At 42.7% G+C, this 22,139-nt stretch carries 25 protein-coding genes; 24 read left to right on the top strand and 1 reads right to left on the bottom strand.

Annotated features, from left to right (window positions below):
• The first annotated feature begins 246 nt into the window (after positions 1-246).
• The 13 genes from SST111_RS04895 to SST111_RS04830 all read left to right on the top strand — a co-directional run bounded on the left by SST111_RS04895 (position 247) and on the right by SST111_RS04830 (position 13,667).
• On the top strand, positions 247-1,158 hold the full coding sequence (locus SST111_RS04895) for a class C sortase (RefSeq protein ID WP_099810225.1): 912 nt from the start codon (positions 247-249) through the stop codon (positions 1,156-1,158).
• Positions 1,136-1,996, top strand: coding sequence for a class C sortase (locus SST111_RS04890; RefSeq protein ID WP_099810224.1), 861 nt, complete (start codon positions 1,136-1,138; stop codon positions 1,994-1,996). Before SST111_RS04895 ends, SST111_RS04890 begins: the two co-directional genes overlap by 23 nt.
• On the top strand, positions 1,993-2,853 hold the full coding sequence (locus tag SST111_RS04885; protein ID WP_099810223.1) for a class C sortase: 861 nt from the start codon (positions 1,993-1,995) through the stop codon (positions 2,851-2,853). Before SST111_RS04890 ends, SST111_RS04885 begins: the two co-directional genes overlap by 4 nt.
• 592 nt (positions 2,854-3,445) lie before the next feature.
• Positions 3,446-3,892, top strand: coding sequence for a LytTR family DNA-binding domain-containing protein (locus SST111_RS04875; protein ID WP_099810221.1), 447 nt, complete (start codon positions 3,446-3,448; stop codon positions 3,890-3,892).
• Between the two features lie 4 nt (positions 3,893-3,896).
• Complete coding sequence (locus SST111_RS04870) at positions 3,897-4,556, top strand: LiaF transmembrane domain-containing protein (RefSeq protein ID WP_099810220.1); 660 nt, start codon at positions 3,897-3,899, stop codon at positions 4,554-4,556.
• An 85-nt stretch (positions 4,557-4,641) separates the two neighbouring features.
• A complete protein-coding gene (locus SST111_RS04865; protein WP_099810219.1) occupies positions 4,642-5,922 on the top strand; it encodes an MFS transporter in 1,281 nt (426 codons plus the stop codon).
• 281 nt (positions 5,923-6,203) lie between these two features.
• Positions 6,204-7,658 (top strand): glutamate--tRNA ligase, encoded by a 1,455-nt coding sequence (gltX, locus tag SST111_RS04860; RefSeq protein WP_099810218.1) that lies wholly within the window; start codon positions 6,204-6,206, stop codon positions 7,656-7,658.
• Positions 7,659-7,978: 320 nt separating this feature from the next.
• On the top strand, positions 7,979-8,959 hold the full coding sequence (locus tag SST111_RS04855; protein ID WP_099810217.1) for a LacI family DNA-binding transcriptional regulator: 981 nt from the start codon (positions 7,979-7,981) through the stop codon (positions 8,957-8,959).
• On the top strand, positions 8,956-9,867 hold the full coding sequence (gene rbsK, locus SST111_RS04850) for a ribokinase (protein WP_099810216.1): 912 nt from the start codon (positions 8,956-8,958) through the stop codon (positions 9,865-9,867). Before SST111_RS04855 ends, rbsK begins: the two co-directional genes overlap by 4 nt.
• A complete protein-coding gene (gene rbsD, locus SST111_RS04845; RefSeq protein WP_099810215.1) occupies positions 9,842-10,240 on the top strand; it encodes a D-ribose pyranase in 399 nt (132 codons plus the stop codon). Before rbsK ends, rbsD begins: the two co-directional genes overlap by 26 nt.
• A gap of 12 nt (positions 10,241-10,252) precedes the next feature.
• A complete protein-coding gene (locus tag SST111_RS04840) occupies positions 10,253-11,731 on the top strand; it encodes a sugar ABC transporter ATP-binding protein (protein WP_099810214.1) in 1,479 nt (492 codons plus the stop codon).
• A gap of 2 nt (positions 11,732-11,733) precedes the next feature.
• The gene (locus tag SST111_RS04835; RefSeq protein ID WP_099810213.1) at positions 11,734-12,678 is read left to right on the top strand and encodes an ABC transporter permease subunit; all 945 of its coding nucleotides are present in this window, start codon (positions 11,734-11,736) and stop codon (positions 12,676-12,678) included.
• 20 nt (positions 12,679-12,698) lie between these two features.
• The gene (locus SST111_RS04830; protein WP_099810212.1) at positions 12,699-13,667 is read left to right on the top strand and encodes a substrate-binding domain-containing protein; all 969 of its coding nucleotides are present in this window, start codon (positions 12,699-12,701) and stop codon (positions 13,665-13,667) included.
• 42 nt (positions 13,668-13,709) lie between these two features.
• On the opposite strand, the gene SST111_RS04825 is transcribed toward SST111_RS04830, so the two are convergent.
• Positions 13,710-14,204: an NUDIX hydrolase gene (locus SST111_RS04825; protein ID WP_099810211.1), complete on the bottom strand. Its 495-nt coding sequence runs from the start codon at positions 14,202-14,204 to the stop codon at positions 13,710-13,712.
• A 276-nt stretch (positions 14,205-14,480) separates the two neighbouring features.
• Between SST111_RS04825 and SST111_RS04820 the strand changes: the two genes are divergently transcribed.
• From SST111_RS04820 to SST111_RS04770, 11 genes are all read left to right on the top strand, one after another.
• Complete coding sequence (locus SST111_RS04820; protein ID WP_099810210.1) at positions 14,481-15,674, top strand: argininosuccinate synthase; 1,194 nt, start codon at positions 14,481-14,483, stop codon at positions 15,672-15,674.
• Positions 15,675-15,687: 13 nt separating this feature from the next.
• Positions 15,688-17,082 carry an argininosuccinate lyase gene (argH, locus tag SST111_RS04815; RefSeq protein WP_099810209.1) on the top strand — a complete coding sequence of 465 codons (1,395 nt, stop codon included), beginning with the start codon at positions 15,688-15,690 and terminating at the stop codon, positions 17,080-17,082.
• A 70-nt stretch (positions 17,083-17,152) separates the two neighbouring features.
• The gene (rnpA, locus tag SST111_RS04810; protein WP_004194560.1) at positions 17,153-17,512 is read left to right on the top strand and encodes a ribonuclease P protein component; all 360 of its coding nucleotides are present in this window, start codon (positions 17,153-17,155) and stop codon (positions 17,510-17,512) included.
• A complete protein-coding gene (locus SST111_RS04805; RefSeq protein WP_099810208.1) occupies positions 17,496-18,308 on the top strand; it encodes a YidC/Oxa1 family membrane protein insertase in 813 nt (270 codons plus the stop codon). The genes rnpA and SST111_RS04805 overlap by 17 nt, the downstream gene beginning before the upstream one ends.
• 19 nt (positions 18,309-18,327) lie before the next feature.
• Complete coding sequence (jag, locus tag SST111_RS04800; protein ID WP_002940330.1) at positions 18,328-19,323, top strand: RNA-binding cell elongation regulator Jag/EloR; 996 nt, start codon at positions 18,328-18,330, stop codon at positions 19,321-19,323.
• Positions 19,324-19,490: 167 nt separating this feature from the next.
• The gene (rpmH, locus tag SST111_RS04795) at positions 19,491-19,628 is read left to right on the top strand and encodes a 50S ribosomal protein L34 (RefSeq protein WP_002939016.1); all 138 of its coding nucleotides are present in this window, start codon (positions 19,491-19,493) and stop codon (positions 19,626-19,628) included.
• 106 nt (positions 19,629-19,734) lie between these two features.
• On the top strand, positions 19,735-20,517 hold the full coding sequence (locus tag SST111_RS04790; protein ID WP_099810207.1) for a TatD family hydrolase: 783 nt from the start codon (positions 19,735-19,737) through the stop codon (positions 20,515-20,517).
• On the top strand, positions 20,501-21,070 hold the full coding sequence (rnmV, locus tag SST111_RS04785) for a ribonuclease M5 (protein ID WP_099810228.1): 570 nt from the start codon (positions 20,501-20,503) through the stop codon (positions 21,068-21,070). The genes SST111_RS04790 and rnmV overlap by 17 nt, the downstream gene beginning before the upstream one ends.
• Positions 21,063-21,431, top strand: coding sequence for a hypothetical protein (locus SST111_RS04780; protein WP_099810206.1), 369 nt, complete (start codon positions 21,063-21,065; stop codon positions 21,429-21,431). The genes rnmV and SST111_RS04780 overlap by 8 nt, the downstream gene beginning before the upstream one ends.
• 97 nt (positions 21,432-21,528) lie before the next feature.
• Positions 21,529-21,816 (top strand): type II toxin-antitoxin system RelB/ParD family antitoxin, encoded by a 288-nt coding sequence (gene relB / locus SST111_RS04775; protein ID WP_099810205.1) that lies wholly within the window; start codon positions 21,529-21,531, stop codon positions 21,814-21,816.
• Complete coding sequence (locus tag SST111_RS04770; RefSeq protein WP_099810204.1) at positions 21,806-22,135, top strand: type II toxin-antitoxin system RelE/ParE family toxin; 330 nt, start codon at positions 21,806-21,808, stop codon at positions 22,133-22,135. The genes relB and SST111_RS04770 overlap by 11 nt, the downstream gene beginning before the upstream one ends.
• Positions 22,136-22,139: the final 4 nt, after the last annotated feature.

The raw sequence follows: 22,139 nt of genomic DNA, 5'->3' as shown, positions 1-22,139 counted from the left end.
TATACAGGGAATGCGGTGGTCATAGCGGTTTTATCGCTAGGCATTATTCTCTTCTTGCTAGGCTATCGTTTGGTAACCTATACGAAACGATAATGTTTGACAGACTACGAATAAAGGAAAAATCTCATTGTCAGGTTGAATCTGTGGCGATGGGATTTTTCTGTTTGAGAATCGGATTGTGGTATAATAGAGGATATTTGGAGAAATGTTCAACTCTGCAATACTATAGAATATAATGGAAAAATGATGAAGAAAAAAGAAGATCAGGTTGTAAACGAAAAGAAATCAGGTAAACCTAAAAAGAAAAAAAAGAAGAGTAACCTTCCTTTTTACTTGGTTTTTCTGATTGGGATGGGGATTTTACTCTATCCTCATGTATCAAATTTTTATTATCGCTATGAAGCTGGTCAGTTGACAGAGTCTTTCGATCAGGAGAAGAAGAATTTAACACCTAAAGAGGTTCAAGAGCGAATTGATTTAGCTCATGCTTTCAACGAGAGTTTAAACAATATCATTGCTGAAGATCCTTATACTAAGTCACGTCACGAAGCTGGGCGGGCAGAGTATGCGAGGATGCTGGAATTGCATGAGAAAATGGGCTATGTTGAAATTCCTAAAATTGATGCCAAGATTCCGATTTATGCTGGAACAGCCGAGACAGTTTTGCAAAAGGGAGTTGGGCATCTGGAAGGGACATCTTTGCCGGTCGGGGGAAGTGATACCCATACAGTCTTGACAGCTCATACCGGTTTGCCAAAGGCACGTTTGTTCACAGATTTGACCAAGGTTGAGATTGGGGATACTTTTTATATCCACAATATTTCAGAAACATTGGCCTATGAGGTGGATCAGATTTTAGTTGTGGAACCGACACAGTTTGACGAGCTTTTGGTAAAGCCTGGACAGGATTATGCAACGTTATTAACTTGTACACCTTATATGGTAAACACGCATCGTTTATTAGTGCGTGGGCATCGTGTTCCTTATGTTGCTGAAGATTACCGTAAAGCAGTTGAAAATGCTGAAAAGCGTATTCTTATTCGCTATCTTTTGTATGCATTAGGAATGTTGATTATCATTTTATTAATTTTCCTATTTACAAAAAGGCGGAAAAAGAAGAAACAGGTGAAGAGTGGTGAAGAAGCGTATACAGCATAAAAAAGGATTGTCCAAACAAACCATACTTTTAAAACTGATATTTGTCTTTGGTTTGCTGATTACGGTATATCCGTTGATTTCTCAATTTTATTATCGATATGAGGCAGACCGTGAAGTAGAATCTTTTTATGAGCAAGCACAACAGCTCCCGAGCGAAGAAGTTTCCAAGCGATTAGAGAAGGCGCGGGCGTATAATCAGACCTTGGATCCAAGCAAAATGCAAGATCCTTACTCAGAAGAGGAAAAGGCTGGGATTGCAGAATATGCACGCATGCTTGAGGTGAAGGAAAAAATTGGTTTTGTGGAAATTCCAAAAATAAATGAGCGGATTGCCATTTATGCTGGGACAACCGAAGATGTATTACAAAAAGGAGCTGGACATTTAGAGGGGTCGTCATTGCCGGTTGGGGGAGAAAGTACTCATACAGTCATTTCAGCCCATCGTGGTTTACCGAATGCCTCCTTGTTCACCAATCTCGATCGCTTAAAAATTGGTGATCAATTCTATATCCACAATATAGCAGAAACCTTAGCCTATGAGGTGGATCAGATTTTGGTTGTTGAACCGAGTAACTTCGACCCGGTCATGGTTCAATCCGGAGAAGACTACGCGACCTTATTGACCTGCACTCCGTATATGATTAACAGCCATCGTTTATTAGTGCGTGGGCATCGTGTTCCTTATGAGCCGAAAGTTGCAGCTAAGCAAAAGCCGATATTCTTTTTAGATATGTTGAGTCTTTCCTATTTAATTGCTTTCCTGCTGATGCTGTTGATTTTTGGGGTTTTGTACCTTCGACGTAAGAGAAAGCAGCAGAAGGTGAGAGGAAGAACATGAAAAAAATAGGCTACATTCTCATGCTGATTGGTTTATTAATGCCATTAATCTTACTGACAAATATGTCTGTGCATGAGTTTCAAACTTATCGACACTATCAGTCCTACCAAAGTCGTTCAACATCATTCTCAGCAGAGCAAAAAGCGGCAATTGATACTTATGAAGAACAAATCAGTAGCGGAGATATCCCAACAATTGACCCTTTTGCAGAAAAGAATAGTTCGGATAGTCATTCTGTTGTTGTTCCTAATTTGGAAGACGGTGTGATTGGTTATCTAAGCATTCCAAGTATTGAAATTCGCCAGCCAATTTATATCGGAGCGACTAGCCAGCATTTAAATGATGGGGTGGCTTCTATTATTGGAACAGATTTACCTGTTGGTGGTATGGGGCGCCGAAGTGTCATTGCAGGTCATCGTAGTTGGTATACAGATCTTCGTTTTTTCCGTTTAACGGAGCTAAAAGAAGGAGATAAGATTTTTATTGAAATCGGTGGGACAACACTGACATATTTGGTCAAAAATACAGAAGTGATAAAGGCGACCGATTGGCAAAAATTATTGCCTGTTGAAAATCAAGATATGTTAACGCTGTTGACGTGTGATCCGTTAGTTCCTCCTTTTGACTATCGCTTGTTGGTTAACGCCTATCGTCAGCCGGATGTAGCTGAGGAAGATGCTCAATCAAAACAGACAAGTCAAGAAGAAATGAAGCAGTACCAACAACACTCATTCAGCTTCGTCTGTTATATAACGATATTTGGCTGGCTCTTATTATGCTATATTCTTTATCGTTTTGTCACCTTATTGACTAATACTCATCGAAAATCAAAATCAGATGTTGTTGACTTGATTTGATGAGTGGGAGTGGGAAAGAAGCCCAGGACCACTACTCAGAGTTCGTGTCAACATCTCAGCGCAGTGGTTGATTGGGTTTAACAGTCCAGTGGACTGTTAAAGGTTGGAGATAGGCAAATCTCAGCAATTCGTGTTTTGCACTCCAAATCTGGCCATTACGACTGATGCGAACAGAGTTCGCTTCATCTCCAACCTCAAACTGTCTCCCAGACAGTTTGAGCTGTGCGGGGGTGGGAAGACGAACTCTTTTTATCTTGGTCGAGTTCTTTCCCACTCCCAGCCTGTTACCTTGAAACAAAATAGTAACAGGGTTCTATCTGCTGAGTAGAAACGAACTACGTTCGCTCTATCTCCAACCTCCAAAGGTTCCCCAAAACTTTGGAGCTAGTCTGTTTTTGATTTTCATTGAGTATAAAAAGTAATCTGTTAGAGGTGAACTGTCTCTGAAAAGATGGAGAAATAGATACTTGAATTCTAGCGACTTTTAATGATGAATGTTTACCACTTACCTGTCTAATTTTACCACTTACTGAAATGCCCTTGTAATTGTGGTTGGAATTGGTATAATAGACCTATCAAAAAGGAGGGAGCTATGAAAGTTAGGATTGAATTTGATGACAGCTTAGATCAGGTTGAAGTTGTTATCCGAACCAGTCAGCTGGGACCAGAGATTGAACAGATTCAGCGGGCTCTGCAACAAGTTAGCCGTCCCTCGCTTGTCTTTTACAAGGGGAGTAGTGAGTATTTTCTTTCATTGGGTGACATACTTTTCTTTGAAACGGATGGGACCAAAATTTATGCCCATACAGGTGACGATGCCTATGAGGTCAAGATGAAGCTCTATGAGCTGGAAGAATACTTGCCAATCTACTTTTGTCGAGTGGCCAAGTCAACCATTGTCAACAGTAAGGCGGTCTATTCGCTGGACAAGTCCTTCTCGGGTACCAGTCGAATTGCCTTCTACAAGACCCACAAGGAAGTCCATGTGTCGCGGCACTATTACCACTTGCTTAAAGAAAAGTTACAGGAAATGAGGTAGGAAGATGAAAAAATATTGTTTAGGGATTGCTCTGCTGGTCTTGGCAGGATTGGTCTTATTTAGGGATTCACTGGGCTTGCATTTGGCTCTGCCATTTTGGACAACAGTCTGGTTTGTTTTAACCTTTGTGACTGGTTTTCACCGCTTGGTGAAGCTGGATTGGCTTGCCAGTGTCTTTTGTTTCGGTCTGGCTTTTATAGCGGTGAACTCAGTTTATGATTGGGTGAAGTTCGGGACTTGGAATATGGTTCTGTCACTTGTCCTGCTGTGCCTTGGATTGAAACTGATTTTTAAACCAAGGAAGCGCAGACTGGCTCATGGAGTTGTCACAGGGGTGATTGGTGATAAGGGGCGTGATACAGCTTTTGGCTCTTCAACTCGCTATATTCACGACGATAATTTTCTCCATGATAGTGTGGAAGTAGTCTTCGGCTCTAGTACAGTTTACTTTGATCAGGCGACTATTCTGGGAGATACGGCTGAATTTCATATCGATGCGGCTTTCTCCTCTGTGACCCTCTATCTGCCGACCAACTGGCGAGCGGTGGTGGAGCTAGATAGTTCCATGTCTGCTGTCAATAACTATGCAACTGGTATGGGAGAAAAGATGCTACATATCACAGGAGATATGGCCTTCTCCACTTTGAATATCTATTACACCTAGAGTGAACAGAGAGCAGTCTATTCAGGCTCCTCTGTAGGACAAAAAATCAGAATATTCCGAAAATTAAACAAAGAAAGGGATTATCATGAAAAAGATTTTGAAAAATGCTACTTACCTATGGGTACTGACTGCGGATATGTTGTCCAATTTTGGCGATGTGGTCTATTATCTGGCCTTGATGAACTATGTTTTGCTGGTGCCCAACAGCCGTCTGGCTCTGGCGATTGTGACCTTCTCGGAAATCTTCCCTAGCTTTATGGGACTCTTTACAGGCTATCTGGCAGACAAGACGGTCAACAAAATCAGCACTATCAAGCTGACCCTGCTCTTCCGTGTCCTTCTATACCTCATCCTCGGATTCTGCATGGGCTTTGAGCCAGCCCTCTGGATTGTCGTGGTGGCTGCAACTTTCAATGTCTTTGCAGACTTCGCTGGCTTCTATGAAAACGGCCTCTATACACCTCTGGGATTACGCGTAGCACCTAAGGAAGAGCGGGAGCAGTACTCGGCCTTTCGCCAGACAGTGACCAGCCTCCTCAACATCGCCTTTCAGGCCCTCTCTGCCCTCTTGGTCGGCCTCCTCTCCTACCAAAACCTGGCCTTTCTCAACGCCGGCACCTTTTTAGCCGCCCTCCTTATCATGCAGCTGCTGACGCCAGCCTTTCGCAAACTCCTGACGGAGCAGCCTTTGAAAATAGCAGAGCAGCCGAGCCAGACTGAGCAAAAAACCAAGGGACCAGGCATTCTAGCTTCCTTCAAACAAGCCATCGTGGAGCTGCGCAAGATTCCCGAGTTCCGTCTGGTCCTGATTACCAGCCCTCTTATCAATGCCTGCGGAGCTATTCTCTATCCTATTCTGGTGCTCTTGATTAGCGAAGACCCGGGCCTTGTCTTCCTCAATGTTGAAACAACCCTTGCCCTGACCATTCTGATTTTCTTTGTTGGCAATATCTTGGGATCGACCTTGGTATTTAGCCTCTTCAAAAAGACCAGCATGGTGACGCTTGAAGTGGCAGCCACTTTCTCTCTTCTTGGCGTGTTTGTCGGAATGTTGCTACATCAACTGCCAATTATTTTCTTCTTCCTTACTACAATGGGAATTAGTTCTGGAGCTAGTGGACCTAAGTTTAACGCTAAGTTTGTCAACTCCATGCCAGAGGAGCAGTTGGCGACCATCGGCGGAGCGGTATCGACCTATTTTATGCTAGGTCAAGCCTTTACTCGACTACTGGTTTCGGGTTTGGTCTTAATCTTGACTGTCAATCAGATTAGCGGACTTTTCCTAGCTGCAACTGGTTTGTTAGTCCTCTATGTCCTCTACTGGCTGGCACGGAATCAAAAAACACCTCAAAATCAGCCCATCTAGGCTGATTTTTCTGTTATCTGAGGGTGTTCTATGCTATAATGTTCTTGATTGCTACTCTTCGAAAATCAAATTCAGACGTCGTTGACTTGACTTGATGAGTGACAAGCTCCAGTGGAGCTTGTCAGCCTGCTACCCGAAAACAAAAAAGTAGCGGGTTCATCTACCTCTTAGTTGATGCGAACTTCGTTCGCTCTATTTCCAACCTTCAACTATCTCCCTAATAGTTGAAACTAGTCTGATTTCGATTTTCATTGAGTATGAAAATTTTACAGGAGAGAAACATGACTAAACCAATTCGTGTGCGTTACGCACCAAGTCCAACGGGACTTTTGCATATCGGAAATGCCCGTACAGCATTGTTTAACTATCTTTTTGCCCGTCATCACGGCGGTACTTTCCTTATTCGTATCGAAGACACAGACCGCAAACGCCATGTGGAAGATGGCGAGCGTTCTCAGCTGGAAAACCTGCGTTGGTTGGGGATTGACTGGGATGAGAGTCCAGAAACCCATGAGCAATACCGTCAATCAGAGCGTTTGGATATTTATCAAAAGTACGTTGACCAACTTTTGGCAGAAGGTAAGGCCTACAAGTCTTACGTGACAGAAGAAGAGTTGGCGGCGGAGCGTGAGCGTCAGGAAGCTGCGGGCGAAACACCTCGCTATATCAACGAATACCTTGGTATGTCTGAAGATGAAAAAGCAGCCTACATTGCAGAACGTGAGGCGGCTGGCATTGTCCCAACGGTTCGCTTGGCTGTCAACGAAGCTGGTATTTACAAGTGGAATGACATGGTTAAGGGCGAAATCGAGTTCGAAGGTGGCAACATCGGTGGCGACTGGGTTATCCAGAAACGAGACGGTTATCCAACCTATAACTTTGCCGTGGTGGTGGACGATCATCTCATGGAAATCTCGCACGTTATCCGTGGGGACGATCACATTGCCAATACACCGAAGCAACTCATGGTCTATGAAGCACTTGGCTGGGAAGCGCCAGAGTTTGGTCACATGACCTTGATTATCAACTCTGCTACGGGTAAAAAGTTGTCCAAACGTGACACCAATACCCTGGCCTTTATCGAAGATTACCGCAAAAAAGGCTACCTGCCAGAAGCTGTTTTCAACTTTATCACGCTTTTGGGTTGGACACCTGGTGGCGAGGAAGAAATCTTCTCGAAAGAGGAGATTATTCAACTCTTTGACGAAAAACGCCTCAGCAAGTCCCCTGCTTCCTTTGATCCGAAAAAGTTGGCTTGGATGGGCAATGAGTACATCAAAAAAGCTGATTTGGAGACCATTTTCAACCTTGCTAAACCATTCTTGGAAGAAGTTGGTCGCTTGACAGACAAGGCAGAAAAATTGGTGGAACTCTACAAGCCACAAATGTCTTCTGTGGATGAAATTGTTCCGCTGACAGACCTTTTCTTCTCTGATTTCCCAGAATTGACGGATGAGGAAAAAGAAGTCATGGCAGGTGAAACGGTGCCAACGGTCCTCAATGCTCTCAAGGAAAAATTGGAAGCTATGACGGATGAAGATTTCCAACCAGACAACATCTTCCCACAAATCAAGGCAGTTCAAAAAGAAACAGGCATCAAGGGCAAAAACCTCTTCATGCCAATCCGTATCGCTGTTTCAGGCGAAATGCACGGACCAGAGTTGCCAAATACTATTTACTTGCTCGGCCGTGAAAAATCGATCCAGCATATTGATAATATGTTGAAGAGTTTGTAAAATTTGTAAAGAAATAACCCCCGCTGTCCTGTGACGGTGGGGATTTTTTGCTGAGAAGAGATGAACTCAGCTAAATTCACTTAAGTTGATAGGAGAGTAGTATCAATATGTTATTGTTTAAAAATCTAGATTGAAATGGTTTATAATCACGATTTAGCAATAAAGATTTTATAAGGTTGAATAGTAGCAGTTATTGATGCTGAATAGCAAACTTTTTCTAGAAATTGGGTAAGAAAAATAGATAAAATCCTTGACAAGAAAAAAGAAAACGATTACAATGACAATGTGAGAACGGTCTCACAAGAGAAATGGAGGGGTTTATGGTTACAATTAAACAAGTTGCAGAAGAAGCTGGCGTTTCCAAATCAACTGTCTCTCGGTATATTTCTCAGAAGGGATACGTCAGTGATGAGGCACGCGAGAAAATCAAAGCTGCCATTAAAACGCTTCATTATAGTCCAAACGCCTTGGCTCAGTCTCTCAAAACAAAACGAAATCGTCTTGTTGGTTTGTTATTACCAGATATTTCCAATCCGTTTTTTCCTAGATTGGCTAAAGGAGCAGAGGAATTTTTGAAGGAGCGGGGCTATCGAGTTATGCTTGGAAGTATTAGTGCTGACCAAGGTACGGAAGAGGAGTATTTGCAAATTCTTCTACAGAATAAGGCGGCTGGAATTATTTCAACCCATGATTTTACACTTGATCACCCAGAACTGGAGATTCCTGTTGTTGTGGTTGACCGTGTTGACCAAGAAACAGAATTCGGTGTATTCTCAGATAATAAATCAGGAGGGAAATTGGCAGCTGCAGTGATTGCAAAGGCAGGAGCTGAGAAAGTCTTGTTGATAAGAGGTCCGCTAGATGGTGCAGAAAATATTAACCAACGCTTTGAGTCTAGCAAGGACTACCTAAAGATGCAAGGCATAGGAATGGTAATTTCTGATAGTCATAGTTTTGATTTTGAGCGGATCCAGGAAGAAGCTCGTTCAATCCTAGTAGCCCACTCAGATGTCGATAGTATAATAGCACCATCGGATATCCATGCAATTGCATATATTCATGAGCTCTTATCTTTAGGGAAAGCTATTCCTGAAGATGTACAAATCATAGGCTACGATGACATCTTGATGAGTCAATTTATTTATCCCTCACTTTCGACTATCCATCAATCTTCTTACCAGATGGGCTATCAAGCTGCAGAATTGGTCTATAAGATTGCCAATTTTCTACCAATCGAAGAAAAAAGAATAAAATTACCGGTTCACTATGTGGAACGTGAGACTGTAAGGAGGAGAACATGAGTAAAATTGTTGTAGTTGGTAGCATCTCCATGGATTTAGTGATGGAGACTACCCGTATTGCAGAACAAGGTGAAACGGTTTTTGGGGAGCGTTTCTCTATGGTTCCAGGAGGCAAAGGTGCCAATCAAGCAGTTGCCTTAGGGCGTTTACAGGGAGAGAATGATTGTGTCATTATGTTAGGGAATGTTGGTAATGATTCATTCGGTCCTATATTGTTAAAAAATTTAGAACAAAATGGCATTTTAGTCGATGATGTGGGAACGGTTCCATCATCTAGTGGTATTGCTCAAATCACTCTCTTTGATGGAGATAATCGGATTATTTATTGCCCAGGGGCCAATGGACAAGTTTCAGTCAGTGGTTGGCAACAAGAATGGGACTGGGTCCGTGATGCAGATATGGTGGTTCTGCAAAATGAAATTCCACATGATGCGAATCTTGCAATTGCTCGATACTGCAAAGAACAGGGAGTAACAGTTTTATATAATCCGGCACCTGCTCGGGAAACGGATTTGGAAATGCTTGATTTAGTAGACTATATTACACCAAATGAACACGAATGCCACGAACTATTTCCGCATTCAAGTGTGGAGGACAGTGTCGCAATGTATCCAAATCAGTTAATTGTTACTTTGGGAACAAGAGGTTCGGTTTTCCATGATGGCACAAGTATCCAGACCATCCCGGCCCTTCCAACTCAAGCTGTGGATACAACTGGTGCAGGTGATACCTTTAATGCAGGTCTGGCACATGCCATTGCCAAGGGCCTAGAAGTAAAAGAAGCTTTGCAATTTGCTACTATTGCCTCACATCTATCGGTTCAAAAATTCGGGGCCCAAGGAGGCATGCCGTATCTCAATGCAATGAAGGAGCATCCAAAATATGAAAAAAACTGGTATTTTGAATAGTGAAGTCGCAAAATTAGCAGCGGATTTAGGACATACTGACCGCGTCTGTATTGGAGATTTAGGATTGCCGGTACCTCCAGGAGTAACAAAGATTGACTTAGCACTCGTTTCTGGGCAACCAACCTTTCAAGAAGTTCTGGATATGTACTTAGAACATATTGTAGTTGAAAAAGTGATCTTGGCGGAGGAAATTAAAACAGTTAATCCAGATCAATGGAGGGCAGTGTTGGAGAAATTGGATGATAGTGTAGCAGTGGAATATGTTTCCCATGAAGCATTGAAGAATGCAAATCAAGAGGTAAAGGCAATTATTCGTACAGGAGAAAACACCCCTTATTCTAATATTATCGTACAATCTGGTGTAACTATCTAGAAAGGAGTCGAAATGAAAATCGACATGACGGGTATTTCCAAGTCGTTTGGAACGAACAAGGTTTTGGAAAGCATTGACTTGACACTCCGGTCTGGAGAAGTTCATGCACTCATGGGAGAAAATGGTGCAGGGAAGTCGACCTTGATGAATATTTTGACTGGATTGTTCCCGGCCACTTCGGGCACTATTTCAATCGATGGCAAGGAAATGGCTTTTTCTAATCCACAAGAAGCAGAACGGTTCGGCATCAGCTTTATTCATCAAGAAATGAATACATGGCCAGACATGACTGTATTGGAAAATTTATTCTTAGGACGAGAAATAAAAACAAAATTTGGTCTTCTGGATCAATCTGCCATGCGAAGAAAGGCAGAACAAGCTTTTCAGCGTCTCGGTGTCTCTATTCCACTTCATAAGGTAATTGGAGACTTGTCTGTAGGCCAACAACAAATGATTGAGATAGCGAAAAGTCTCTTGTCCGATGTGTCTCTCTTGATAATGGACGAACCGACGGCTGCCCTGACGGATCGAGAGACAGAAAGCTTATTCGGTATCATCCGGAGTCTTAAATCTGAGGGTGTCGGGATTGTGTATATCTCTCATCGAATGGAAGAAATTTTTCAAATTACAGATCTTGTGACCGTGATGCGCGATGGGATTGTAGTTGATACAAAACTGACCAGTGAAACAACTCCAGACGAATTGGTTAAAAAAATGGTAGGCCGAGAAATCGATGATTATTATCCAGAGAAAACAGCAGCTATTGGGGATGTTGTTTTTGAAGCGATTGGTTTGAGTGGAAAGGCCTTTCAAGATGTCTCGTTCCAGGTTCGCAGCGGAGAAATTCTTGGATTTTCCGGCTTGATGGGAGCTGGAAGAACAGAGGTGATGAGAGCTATTTTTGGTATTGATTCCCTTATAGAAGGAGAAATGAGGCTAAATGGAGAAAGGATTGACATCCAAGAACCGGTACAAGCCATTGAGAAAGGAATTGGCTTCCTGACAGAAGATCGAAAGGAAGAAGGCCTGATTCTAGATTTTTCTATTAAAGACAATATGACCCTGCCGAGCACAAAAGACTTTAGTCCAAAAGGTTTCTTTGATGAAAAGACCAGTACGGATTTTGTGCAGAGCTTAATCCAGCGTTTGCATATCAAATCCGGAACCCCAACTATGCCAGTCGGTAACCTTTCAGGAGGAAATCAGCAGAAAGTTGTCTTGGCGAAATGGATAGGGATTGCTCCCAAAGTATTAATTCTTGATGAACCAACTCGTGGTGTGGATGTTGGTGCTAAACGTGAAATCTATCAATTAATGAATGAACTGGCGGAACGAGGAGTTCCAATCATTATGGTATCATCAGATTTACCAGAAGTTTTGGGCGTGAGTGATCGGATAATGGTGATGCATGAAGGGCGGATTAGCGGTGAATTGAGCCGCAATGAAGCGACTCAGGAAAAGGTCATGCAGTTGGCGACAGGAGGAAAATAAGAGTGAAACAAGCGATGAAATACATGTCAGAGTTTACAACTTTGATAGCATTGATAGGGTTAATGGTTGTTATTACCATTATGAATCCTAATTTTTTAACAACAAATAATTTGTTGAACCTTTTGCTTCAAGTAACCGCGAATGGCTTCATTGCATTCGGGATGACCTTTGTCATCCTGACGGGAGGGATTGACTTGTCAGTAGGTTCTGTCTTGGCCCTATCTAGTGCCTTATCGGCAGGACTGATTGCAACAGGATTTCCAGTTCCTATAGCTATTTTAGTAGCCATACTGCTCGGAGGTTGTCTTGGAATGCTCAATGGTTTATTAGTAGCTTATGGGAAATTAGCCCCCTTTATCGTCACACTGGCAACGATGACAATTTTTAGAGGAGCGACCTTGGTTTATACCAATGGGAATCCAATGACCCAGGGCTTGAGTGACAGTTTTTTATTCCAATTTTTGGGACAGGGTTATATCGTTGGGATACCATTTCCGGTCATCTTGATGTTCTTGGTTTTTGTATTATTGTATATTCTACTTCATAAAACAGCCTTTGGGAAATCCGTTTACGCTCTAGGAGGGAACGAGAAAGCAGCGTATATCTCAGGTGTCAAGTTGAATAAGGTTAAAATGATTATTTATACGATTTCAGGCATGATGGCAGCCATTTCAGGTTTGATCATCACTTCCCGTCTAAGTTCAGCCCAGCCAACAGCAGGGGCAAGTTATGAAATGGATGCCATTGCAGCGGTTGTTCTTGGTGGAACATCCTTATCTGGAGGCAAAGGTCGTATTTTAGGAACTTTGATTGGTGCCCTGATTATCGGAGTCCTCAATAATGGATTGAATATCATTGGCGTTTCTGCTTTTTGGCAGCAAGTTGTCAAAGGGATTGTTATTTTAATTGCAGTTCTTCTTGATCGTTTTAAAGTAGCTAAACCATAAAATAATAAAGGAGTTTACACATGAAATCTACTAAAAAAATAGGCTTTCTAGCCTTTCTAGCCTCTTTGTTGATTATTCTAGGAGCTTGTGGGACTACTGGTTTAGGAACAAGTAGTCAAACATCATCAGGGGAAGTAACCAAAAAAGATGCTACAGAATTGAACCTTGGAGTATCCATTTCGACCACTAATAACCCTTACTTTGTAGCTATGAAAAATGGTTTAGATAATTATGCCGAAGAAACTGGTGTTAGTTTGAAGGTGGCTGATGCCCAAGATGACGCAGCAAGACAGGCAAATGATGTGCAAAACTTTATTAGTCAGAACGTTGATGCAATCTTGATTAATCCAGTTGATTCAGATGCAATTGTTCCTGCAATCAAAGCTGCAAATACGGCAAATATTCCAGTTATTTTAATTGACCGGGGAAGTAACGGTGGTGAAGTGTTGACAACTGTTGCTTCAGATAACATTGAAGCAGGAAAAATGGCTGCAAATTTCATTGTAGAGCAACTTGGAGAAAATGCTAAGGCTTTTGAATTATCAGGTGTACCTGGAGCTTCAGCGACCGTTGATCGTGGAGAAGGTTTTAATAGTATTGCGGCAGAAAAACTCGATGTCCTATCAAGTCAATCCGCAAACTTTGACCGTGCACAAGCACTGAATACTGCGCAAAACATGATCCAGGCCAATAAAGATGTGCAAGTTATTTTCGCTCAGAACGACGAAATGGCCCTTGGTGCAGCCCAAGCTGTAAAATCTGCTGGATTACAAAATGTCTTAATCGTTGGGATTGATGGGCAACCAGATGCACATGATGCAATTGAAAAAGGAGAATTAACAGCTACTATTGCGCAACAACCTGCTAAAATGGGTGAGATTGCAATCCAAGCAGCTATTGATCATTATCAAGGAAAAGAGGTGGAAAAAGAAACTGTGTCTCCGATTTACCTTGTAACAAAAGATAATGTTGATGAATACAACTGGTAAAAAAGAAAACCTCGCTCGGTTGCGAGGTTTTTTAGTAAGAAGTTAAGCCAGTAACCTCTCTACATAGTCTTTCTGCCTTGGAATAACCAGTTCTGTTTCTAGGAAGTCTTTTAGTTTTTCTTGCGGGACCCAGATGTAGTTGCTGGTTTCGTTGGCTTGGACTTGGATAGCAAATTTGTCCCAGTCGGTTTCTGCCCAGTAGCAGTGGAAGATACACTGGTCATCATGGGCAACAAAGTGTGTATGGTGGCGGAGTTGGGTCGCTGTCAGTTCAATGCCTGTCTCTTCGCGGACTTCGCGTAAAATGGCCTGCTCTGCTATTTCCCCAAATAAAGCCGAGCCTCCTGCTGTCGCTTCATAATAGTCAGGGTAGGAGGGCTTGGTGCTGTCGCGTTGCATGAAGAGGGTGCTGCCGTCGCGGTGGCGAATGATGCACTCGACGACTAGGTGGTAGAGACCGTCGGGAATGGTTTCTCCGCGTGTGAGGGGGTGGTCGGTCAGTTGGCCGTTGGCTGTGTAGGCATTCCAAGTTTCCATATTTTGCTCCTTTTTTAGATTGGTTATTCATTATAGCAAATCTGGAAGTGTTAGACAAGCATCTTGCGGATGTTTGCGCATTGGAATGATTGGGGAATTATTGAGCTAAAAGCTGACCTCGGTCAGTTTTTTCTTTTATTCCTTTTCAAATCAAGGTTGAAAATTTACAAAAAATTTTTAAAAATGTGTATATTTATGTTGCAAAAAGTATAAATATACACTATAATAGTCACTAAGTTTTATAAAAACTCATCAAAGTTAGAAAAGAGAATGCTTATGACGAAAGAAAAATTGATTTTAGCCTATTCAGGTGGATTAGACACTTCAGTTGCGATTGCATGGTTGAAAAAAGACTATGATGTAATTGCGGTTTGTATGGATGTAGGTGAGGGGAAAGATCTTGCATTCATTCATGATAAAGCACTGTCCATTGGCGCGATTGAGTCCCATGTATTGGATGTAAAAGAAGAATTCGCTCAAGAATATGTCCTACCTGCCTTACAAGCCCATGCCTATTATGAGCAAAAATATCCGCTGGTATCGGCTCTCAGTCGTCCCTTGATTTCTAAAAAGTTGGTGGAAATGGCTCATAAGACAGGAGCAACCACTATCGCCCACGGTTGTACTGGCAAGGGAAATGACCAGGTGCGGTTTGAGGTGGCCATTGCAGCCCTGGATCCAAGCTTGAAAGTCGTGGCTCCTGTCCGTGAGTGGAAGTGGGCGCGTGAAGAGGAAATTATCTTCGCCAAGGAAAATGGTGTACCAGTCCCAGCTGACCTGGACAGTCCTTACTCAGTCGACCAAAACCTTTGGGGTCGTGCCAATGAGTGCGGAGTTTTAGAAAATCCATGGAATGAAGCGCCAGAAGATGCTTTTGGTATTACAACTGCACCAGAAAATGCACCAGATACTCCTGAGTATGTCGATATTGAGTTTAAAGCAGGGATTCCTGTTGCTGTAAATGGTGAAGAGTTAAGTCTGGCTAATCTCATTCAAAAACTCAATGTCATTGCTGGTAAGCATGGTGTGGGTCGGATTGACCACGTGGAAAATCGTTTGGTCGGAATCAAGTCACGTGAAATTTATGAGTGTCCAGGTGCTATTACCCTTCTGACAGCCCACAAGGAAATTGAAGATTTGACCCTGGTGCGGGAAGTATCGCATTTCAAACCGATTGTTTCAAATGAACTCTCTAACTTGATTTACAATGGTTTGTGGTTCAATCCAGCAACAGATGCCTTGAAGGCCTATCTTGCTCAGACCCAGGCAGTTGTTAATGGCACAGCAAAAGTGAAATTGTATAAGGGAACAGCTAAAGTTGTCGCTCGGAAATCTCCAAATTCACTTTATGACGAAGACTTAGCAACTTATACCAGTGCAGATACTTTTGATCAAGACGCGGCAGTCGGATTTATCAAGCTTTGGGGCTTGCCGACTAAGGTAAACGCAGAAATTCATAAAAAAGACTAGAAAGTAGGAGTGTATGGAAGCAAAGAAATTATGGGGCGGTCGCTTTGAAGCCAGTCTTGAGGAATGGGTTGAAGAATTCGGAGCTTCCATCCGATTTGATCAAAAACTGGCCAAGTATGATATTCAGGGTTCTTTAGCCCATGTCAAGATGCTCGGAGCCACAGGGATTATCAATCAAGAAGAAGCTCAGGCTATTCAAACTGGTTTGGAAGAATTGCTAGAGGAGCATGAGGCTGGCAAGTTAGTGTTTGATGTTCGTAACGAAGACATTCACATGAATATCGAAAGTCTATTGACGGATAAAATAGGCTCAGTTGCAGGCAAACTCCACACAGCTCGTTCTCGTAACGATCAAGTAGCAACGGATATGCACCTTTATTTGAAAGATACCTTGTTCCAGGTTATCAGCAAGTTGACTAACTTGCAGGAGGTCTTGCTGGACGTGGCGGAGCAACATGTGGAGACCATCATGCCGGGCTATACACATTTGCAACATGCCCAGCCTATTAGCTTTGCCCAGCATTTGTTGGCCTATTTCAATATGTTTCAGCGTGATAAGGAACGGTTTGATTTCAATATTCAACACACAGACATCTCCCCACTTGGTGCGGCGGCTTTGGCAGGGACAACCTTTCCGATTGACCGTCAGATGACGTCGGATTTGATGGGATTTGCTAAGCCCTATAGTAATTCTCTTGATGCGGTGTCTGACCGTGATTTTATCTTGGAATTTCTGTCAAATGCCAGTATCCTCATGATGCACATGTCGCGTTTGTGTGAAGAAATCATCAACTGGTGTTCACATGAATACCAATTTGTCACCTTGTCTGATACCTTTTCAACAGGTTCTTCCATCATGCCTCAGAAGAAAAATCCAGATATGGCTGAGCTGATTCGGGGGAAAACTGGTAGAGTTTATGGGAACTTAGTTGGCCTACTGACAGTCATGAAATCCCTGCCTTTAACCTATAATAAGGACTTGCAAGAAGACAAGGAAGGCATGTTTGATAGTGCGGAAACGATTTTAGTATCTATCGATATTTTGGCAGGGATGTTGCAATCTATGACAGTCCATAAGGAAAGGATGGCTCAATCGACAGAGAAGGACTTTTCAAATGCGACAGAGTTGGCAGATTATCTGGCCAGCAAGGGCCTACCTTTCCGCCAGGCGCATGAGATTGTAGGTAAATTGGTATTAGAATGCAGCAAGGCAGGCTATTATTTACAAGATGTTCCTTTGGAACGTTATCAAGAGCTGTCGCCTGTCATTGAACCGGATATTTATACAGCTTTAGAATCGGAAACAGCCGTTTTACGCAGAAATTCGCTAGGTGGAACTGGATTTGAATCCATTCGCCAGCAAATTCAGCAAGCAAAAGCACAAATAATCGCTTCGAAAGGCCTCTAAACGGTATGTTTATTGGCTTTTTTGAATTTTATGGTATAATAGAAGTAATTTTGAAAGATGGAGTGGCAGTTTGAAAAAAAGCTATCGTGTCAAGCGTGAACGAGATTTTAATGACATTTTTACAAAAGGAAACAATGTCGCCAATCGGAGGTTTGTTGTCTACCGATTACCTAAAGAGCAAAAGCATTTCCGAGTAGGTTTATCTGTCAGCAAAAAATTGGGAAACGCTGTCATGCGAAATAAGATTAAGCGCAGGATTCGTCACATCTTAATTGAATGCCAACATCAACTGGTAGCAGATGACTTTGTTATCATTGCTCGAAAAGGTGTAGAGGAATTGTCCTATCAAGAAATGAAGCAAAACCTCATCCATGTTTTGAAACTAGCTAAACTATACCAGGAAGGTGTTGTGATTGAAAAAGAAAGTTAAATGGGCAGGTCTACTGGTAGTATCTCTAATTGTTTTAACAGCCTGCGGAACAGGGCCAGTGACCAGTCAATCTACAGATGCATGGGATAGATTAATTTACTGGTTTGCCAGCATTATTCAGTTCCTATCTATCAACGGTCAAATTGGAATCGGTATTATACTTTTTACCATTTTAATTCGAACCCTTCTGTTGCCGTTGTTCCAAATACAGATGAATTCCTCACGGAAGATGCAGGAGCTTCAACCTCAGCTGAAAAAGTTGCAAGCGGAGTATCCAGGAACGGATATGGAAAGTCGCCAGCAGCTCTATGAAGCAACGCAAGCTCTCTACAAAGAGAATGGCGTCAGCATGAGAGCGTCCATGATTCCGCTCTTTATTCAAATGCCAATCCTTTTGGCCCTCTTTCAAGCTCTGACACGTGTTGAAGCCTTGAAAGTAGGTCACTTCCTTTGGTTAAATCTTGGGGAGCCGGACCCGCTCTTTATTTTGCCGATTATGGCTGCAGTGTTTACATTCCTCAGCTCATGGTTGACCAATAAATCAGCAATTGAGAAGAATATGGCTATGACAATTATGACCTATGCCATGCCCGTGGTGATTTTTTTCTTTGCTGTGGCAGCTGCTAGTGGGGTGGCTTTGTATTGGACAGTGTCAAATGCCTATCAGGTTGCTCAAACCTTGGTGTTCAATAATCCTTTTAAAATAATAGCAGAGCGTCAAGCGAAAATTGATGCGGAAAAAGAGCGTCAGGCAAAAATCCGACGGGCACAGAAAAAAGCACAGAAAAAGAAATAGGAAAACTAGGAGAGAGAAGATGAAATTTACAGGAGCAAGTGTTGAAGAGGCCATCCAAAATGGCTTGGTAGAGCTAAATATTCCTCGAAAAAAAGCACATATTACTGTGGTTGCGCGTGAGAAAAAAGGTTTCCTTGGTTTCGGTAGAAAGCCAGCGATTGTGGATATTGATGTTATCAATGAAACAACGGTTGTTAAGGCTAATCAGAAAGCAGTTCGCGGTGTTCCAGATGAAATTAATGACCTCAATGAACCAGTAAAAAGCGTTTCAGAGGCTACGATTGACCTAGGAAAAGTTGTTGCAGCGGTGAAAGAATTTGAAAAGTCTGGTCAAACGCTTGATGATGATATTAAAGCGCAGATCTTGAAAAATGAAAAAGAAGCGACAACGATTTTGGAAGAAACAGGTCGGATTGAAATTCTTTCAGAGGATTTGCTAACTACTACAGATGCAACAACATCTGCTAAGGAAGACGTAAATCAAGAAGTCGTCTCAGAAAATCAAGCAGATAATTTTGCTGATTTAGATATTAAGATTGAGCCCCAGTATGATATTGAACAAGTTGTTTCGGAAGTGACAGCTTATGTACAAGAAATTCTGGATGATATGGATGTTGAGGCGCGTATTGATACAAGTCATAATCGCCGTACAATCAATATTCAAGTGGATACCAATGAACCAGGTCGTGTTATCGGTTATCACGGAAAAGTCTTAAAGGCTTTGCAACTTTTGGCTCAGAACTTCTTATACAACCGTTATGAGCGTAATTTCTATATCACAATCAATGTGAATGATTATGTAGAACACCGCGCAGAGGTTCTTCAAGGCTACGCACAAAAATTGGCAGAACGTGTTTTGGCAGAGCAGGAAGCCTACCATACAGATCCGATGTCAAGTAGCGAACGTAAAATTATCCACCGTATTATCTCAAAAATGGATGGTTTGACAAGCTATTCAGAAGGTAGCGAACCAAACCGCTATGTCGTTGTAGATATTGAAGGGAATCATGATTAAAAAGAGGCTAGTCCTCTTTTTTCAATGATTTTCTGATTCTTTCCTAAAAGTATGGCAGAATAGCTTGACAAACGAACAGAATTTATATAAAATAGTTTGGTATGTTTAGTAACTGATCAAAACTAGCCGGCTAAACGAATACAAGAATCTAAGAGGAGGTATTCATTGTGAAACGTACTTTTCAACCAAGTAAAATCCGTCGCGCGCGTAAACACGGTTTCCGTAGCCGTATGGCAACTAAAAACGGCCGTCGCGTGTTAGCTGCTCGTCGCCGTAAGGGACGTAAAGTTCTTACTGTAGCATAAGAAGATGAAAAGAGAAGCCAGCAGAAACTCGAGTCTGCTGGTTTTTTTCTTCTCATAAGAATCTTCTGAAATATGTTACAATAGTAGGAAAGAAAGTGATGGAACGATGATACAAATTTTTGATACACATACCCACCTCAACGTTGAGCAGTTTGACGGTCGGGTCCAAGAAGAATTAGACTTTGCCAAGGAAATGGGGATCACCCTCCACAATGTCGTTGGTTTTGACCGAGCAACCATTGACAAGGCTAGGGAGCTTGCTGACCAGCACCCTGAAATTTATCTGACATTGGGCTGGCATCCGACAGAGGCTGGCACCTATGACGAGGAAGTAGAAAGCTACTTGCTTGAGGCACTCAAACATCCCAAGGTCATTGCCCTGGGAGAGATTGGACTGGATTACTACTGGATGACGGCTGATAAGGAAACCCAGGCTCGTGTCTTCAAGCGGCAGATGGAGCTGGCCAAGCAGCTGGATTTGCCCTTTGTGGTTCATACTCGTGACGCTCTGGAAGATACTTACCAGATCATCAAGGAAGTCGGCGTCGGCCCGCGTGGAGGCATCATGCATTCCTTCTCTGGCAAGCTGGAGGAGGCTCAAGCCTTCATGGACCTGGGCATGCACATCTCCTTCTCGGGAGTGGTGACCTTCAAAAAAGCCGTCGAACTTCAGGAAGCGGCGCAAGCATTGCCCCTAGAAAAAATCTTGGTCGAGACGGACGCACCCTACTTAGCGCCTGTTCCCAAGCGTGGTCGGGAAAATCGCACCGGCTACACCAGATATGTGGTGGATATGTTGGCCCAACTTCGCAACCAGTCGGTCGAAGAGGTGGCGAGAGCGACCTACGAGAATGCAAGGAGTTTGTTCAGAATTGACTCAGAAAATTAAGATACAAGAAGTCCTCGTTGTCGAGGGCAAGGACGACACGGCAAACTTGAAACGGTTTTACGAGGTGGATACCTACGAAACCAGGGGCTCTGCCATATCAGACGATGACTTGGAACGCATTGGGAAACTCCATGACCTGCGTGGCGTCATTGTCTTTACTGACCCAGACTACAATGGGGAGCGGATTCGGAAAATCATTATGCAGGCCATTCCCACGGTCAAACACGCTTTCTTACAGCGGGACGAAGCTGCCCCTAAGTCCAAGACAAAAGGGCGGTCCTTGGGCATTGAACACGCCAGCTTTGAGGACTTGGAAAAGGCTTTAGCAGGCGTGCGTGGCTACTATGATGATGAACATAACTTTGACATCACCAAGTCAGATCTAATGCGCTTAGGGCTCCTTATGGGCGGAGACAGTCGCAAGCGGAGGGAGTATCTGGGAGAGAAGCTCCGCATCGGCTACTGCAACGGGAAGCAACTGCTCAAACGCTTGGAGCTGTTTGGGATTGATCTGGCGGAAGTTGAGGAGGCTATGGAGAGCTATCATGGATAGGGTCTACGCTGTTAAGTGCTTGGTAAAAAACGAGTTTGAACCTTCTTATGAAAATTATTCATCTTATGAAGAAGTGACCTACTTGCTGCCGGCTGATGTCCTTGTTTGGGAGGATGAACAGGTTGATAAGAACAAACTAGCAGCCTATTTGCGTGGTTTAGTTGAAGATGGCTATGTCAATGCGGATGGTATTTGGAAGCAGAGCCGTTTGTTTCATATTGCCGGTGTGCAAGAAATGGACGACAGGGTAGAGTTTGATGGCCCAGCCGTGGAAGTCTATCGCTGGTTTTACAATTTTGAACGTCTAGTTACTGAGGAAGAATTTTTGAATCTCTATTATTTTGATGATTTGGGGAGATAGACAATCTAGAACGGAAATGTTACTATTTCTGCTTTTTTGAAGATTGCTACTGAGATATATTCATGTTACAATATAGAAAACTAGGAGGTGGACTAGATTGATAACTATAAAAAAAGATGCCCAAGTAAATTTCAAAACTGACTCCAGACTTTTGGAAAAAGCCAAGGAAATATTTGCTATGAACCAGTTGGATTTGACTGCTGGTTTCAATCTCTTTTTGCAAAACATTGCTGTAAAAAATGAGTTGCCCATTCTGACTGAAGAAGAGTTGGAAAGAGAAGAGTTGTTTTTACAACTTCAAAAGGAAATCCAGGAAAACCAACAGGCGATTGAGGCAGGTCACGGGATCAGCCTAGAGCGTGTCAAAGAGAAGTATGGAATTTGAGTCTTATTCAGTGATACTTGCTCCAGCAGTGGAGAAGGAATTGGCAGCTATTTACGCCTATTTCTCGGAACAGTTCTCAGAAGAAATTGCCAAAAGACGAATTGGGGTGATTATCGAAGCTTTGGAGAGTTTGCAAATTTTTCCTGAACGTGGCTTTAACGCCGATAACCGTTTTGGTAAGCAGATAGACCCGCCACATCTGACCCGAGGTTACGTTATTGGAAAAGACTACATTGCACTCTATCGTGTGGTTGAAAAAGAAGTGCGAGTTGGTCACCTTTTTGCGACCAAGAGTGATTATCTTAAGTTGTTGAAGTGAGAGA

The sequence above is a fragment of the Streptococcus suis YS161 genome (genome assembly GCF_002760245.1).
Lineage (GTDB): Bacteria > Bacillota > Bacilli > Lactobacillales > Streptococcaceae > Streptococcus > Streptococcus suis_I.
Note: the sequence above shows the minus strand (reverse complement) of the source record. Positions and strands in the feature narration are given on the sequence as shown.

Bases quoted from the DNA above. Each gene is read 5' to 3' on its own strand.
- argH (WP_099810209.1), top strand. From the start codon at position 15,688: ATGGAAGCAAAGAAATTATGGGGCGGTCGCTTTGAAGCCAGTCTTGAG.
- SST111_RS04885 (WP_099810223.1), top strand. From the start codon at position 1,993: ATGAAAAAAATAGGCTACATTCTCATGCTGATTGGTTTATTAATGCCA.
- jag (WP_002940330.1), top strand. From the start codon at position 18,328: ATGAAATTTACAGGAGCAAGTGTTGAAGAGGCCATCCAAAATGGCTTG.
- gltX (WP_099810218.1), top strand. From the start codon at position 6,204: ATGACTAAACCAATTCGTGTGCGTTACGCACCAAGTCCAACGGGACTT.
- SST111_RS04830 (WP_099810212.1), top strand. From the start codon at position 12,699: ATGAAATCTACTAAAAAAATAGGCTTTCTAGCCTTTCTAGCCTCTTTG.
- SST111_RS04875 (WP_099810221.1), top strand. From the start codon at position 3,446: ATGAAAGTTAGGATTGAATTTGATGACAGCTTAGATCAGGTTGAAGTT.
- rbsK (WP_099810216.1), top strand. From the start codon at position 8,956: ATGAGTAAAATTGTTGTAGTTGGTAGCATCTCCATGGATTTAGTGATG.
- SST111_RS04780 (WP_099810206.1), top strand. From the start codon at position 21,063: ATGGATAGGGTCTACGCTGTTAAGTGCTTGGTAAAAAACGAGTTTGAA.
- SST111_RS04840 (WP_099810214.1), top strand. From the start codon at position 10,253: ATGAAAATCGACATGACGGGTATTTCCAAGTCGTTTGGAACGAACAAG.
- SST111_RS04820 (WP_099810210.1), top strand. From the start codon at position 14,481: ATGACGAAAGAAAAATTGATTTTAGCCTATTCAGGTGGATTAGACACT.
- SST111_RS04790 (WP_099810207.1), top strand. From the start codon at position 19,735: ATGATACAAATTTTTGATACACATACCCACCTCAACGTTGAGCAGTTT.
- SST111_RS04895 (WP_099810225.1), top strand. From the start codon at position 247: ATGAAGAAAAAAGAAGATCAGGTTGTAAACGAAAAGAAATCAGGTAAA.
- SST111_RS04770 (WP_099810204.1), top strand. From the start codon at position 21,806: ATGGAATTTGAGTCTTATTCAGTGATACTTGCTCCAGCAGTGGAGAAG.
- SST111_RS04855 (WP_099810217.1), top strand. From the start codon at position 7,979: ATGGTTACAATTAAACAAGTTGCAGAAGAAGCTGGCGTTTCCAAATCA.
- SST111_RS04825 (WP_099810211.1), bottom strand. From the start codon at position 14,204: ATGGAAACTTGGAATGCCTACACAGCCAACGGCCAACTGACCGACCAC.
- SST111_RS04870 (WP_099810220.1), top strand. From the start codon at position 3,897: ATGAAAAAATATTGTTTAGGGATTGCTCTGCTGGTCTTGGCAGGATTG.
- SST111_RS04865 (WP_099810219.1), top strand. From the start codon at position 4,642: ATGAAAAAGATTTTGAAAAATGCTACTTACCTATGGGTACTGACTGCG.
- rbsD (WP_099810215.1), top strand. From the start codon at position 9,842: ATGAAAAAAACTGGTATTTTGAATAGTGAAGTCGCAAAATTAGCAGCG.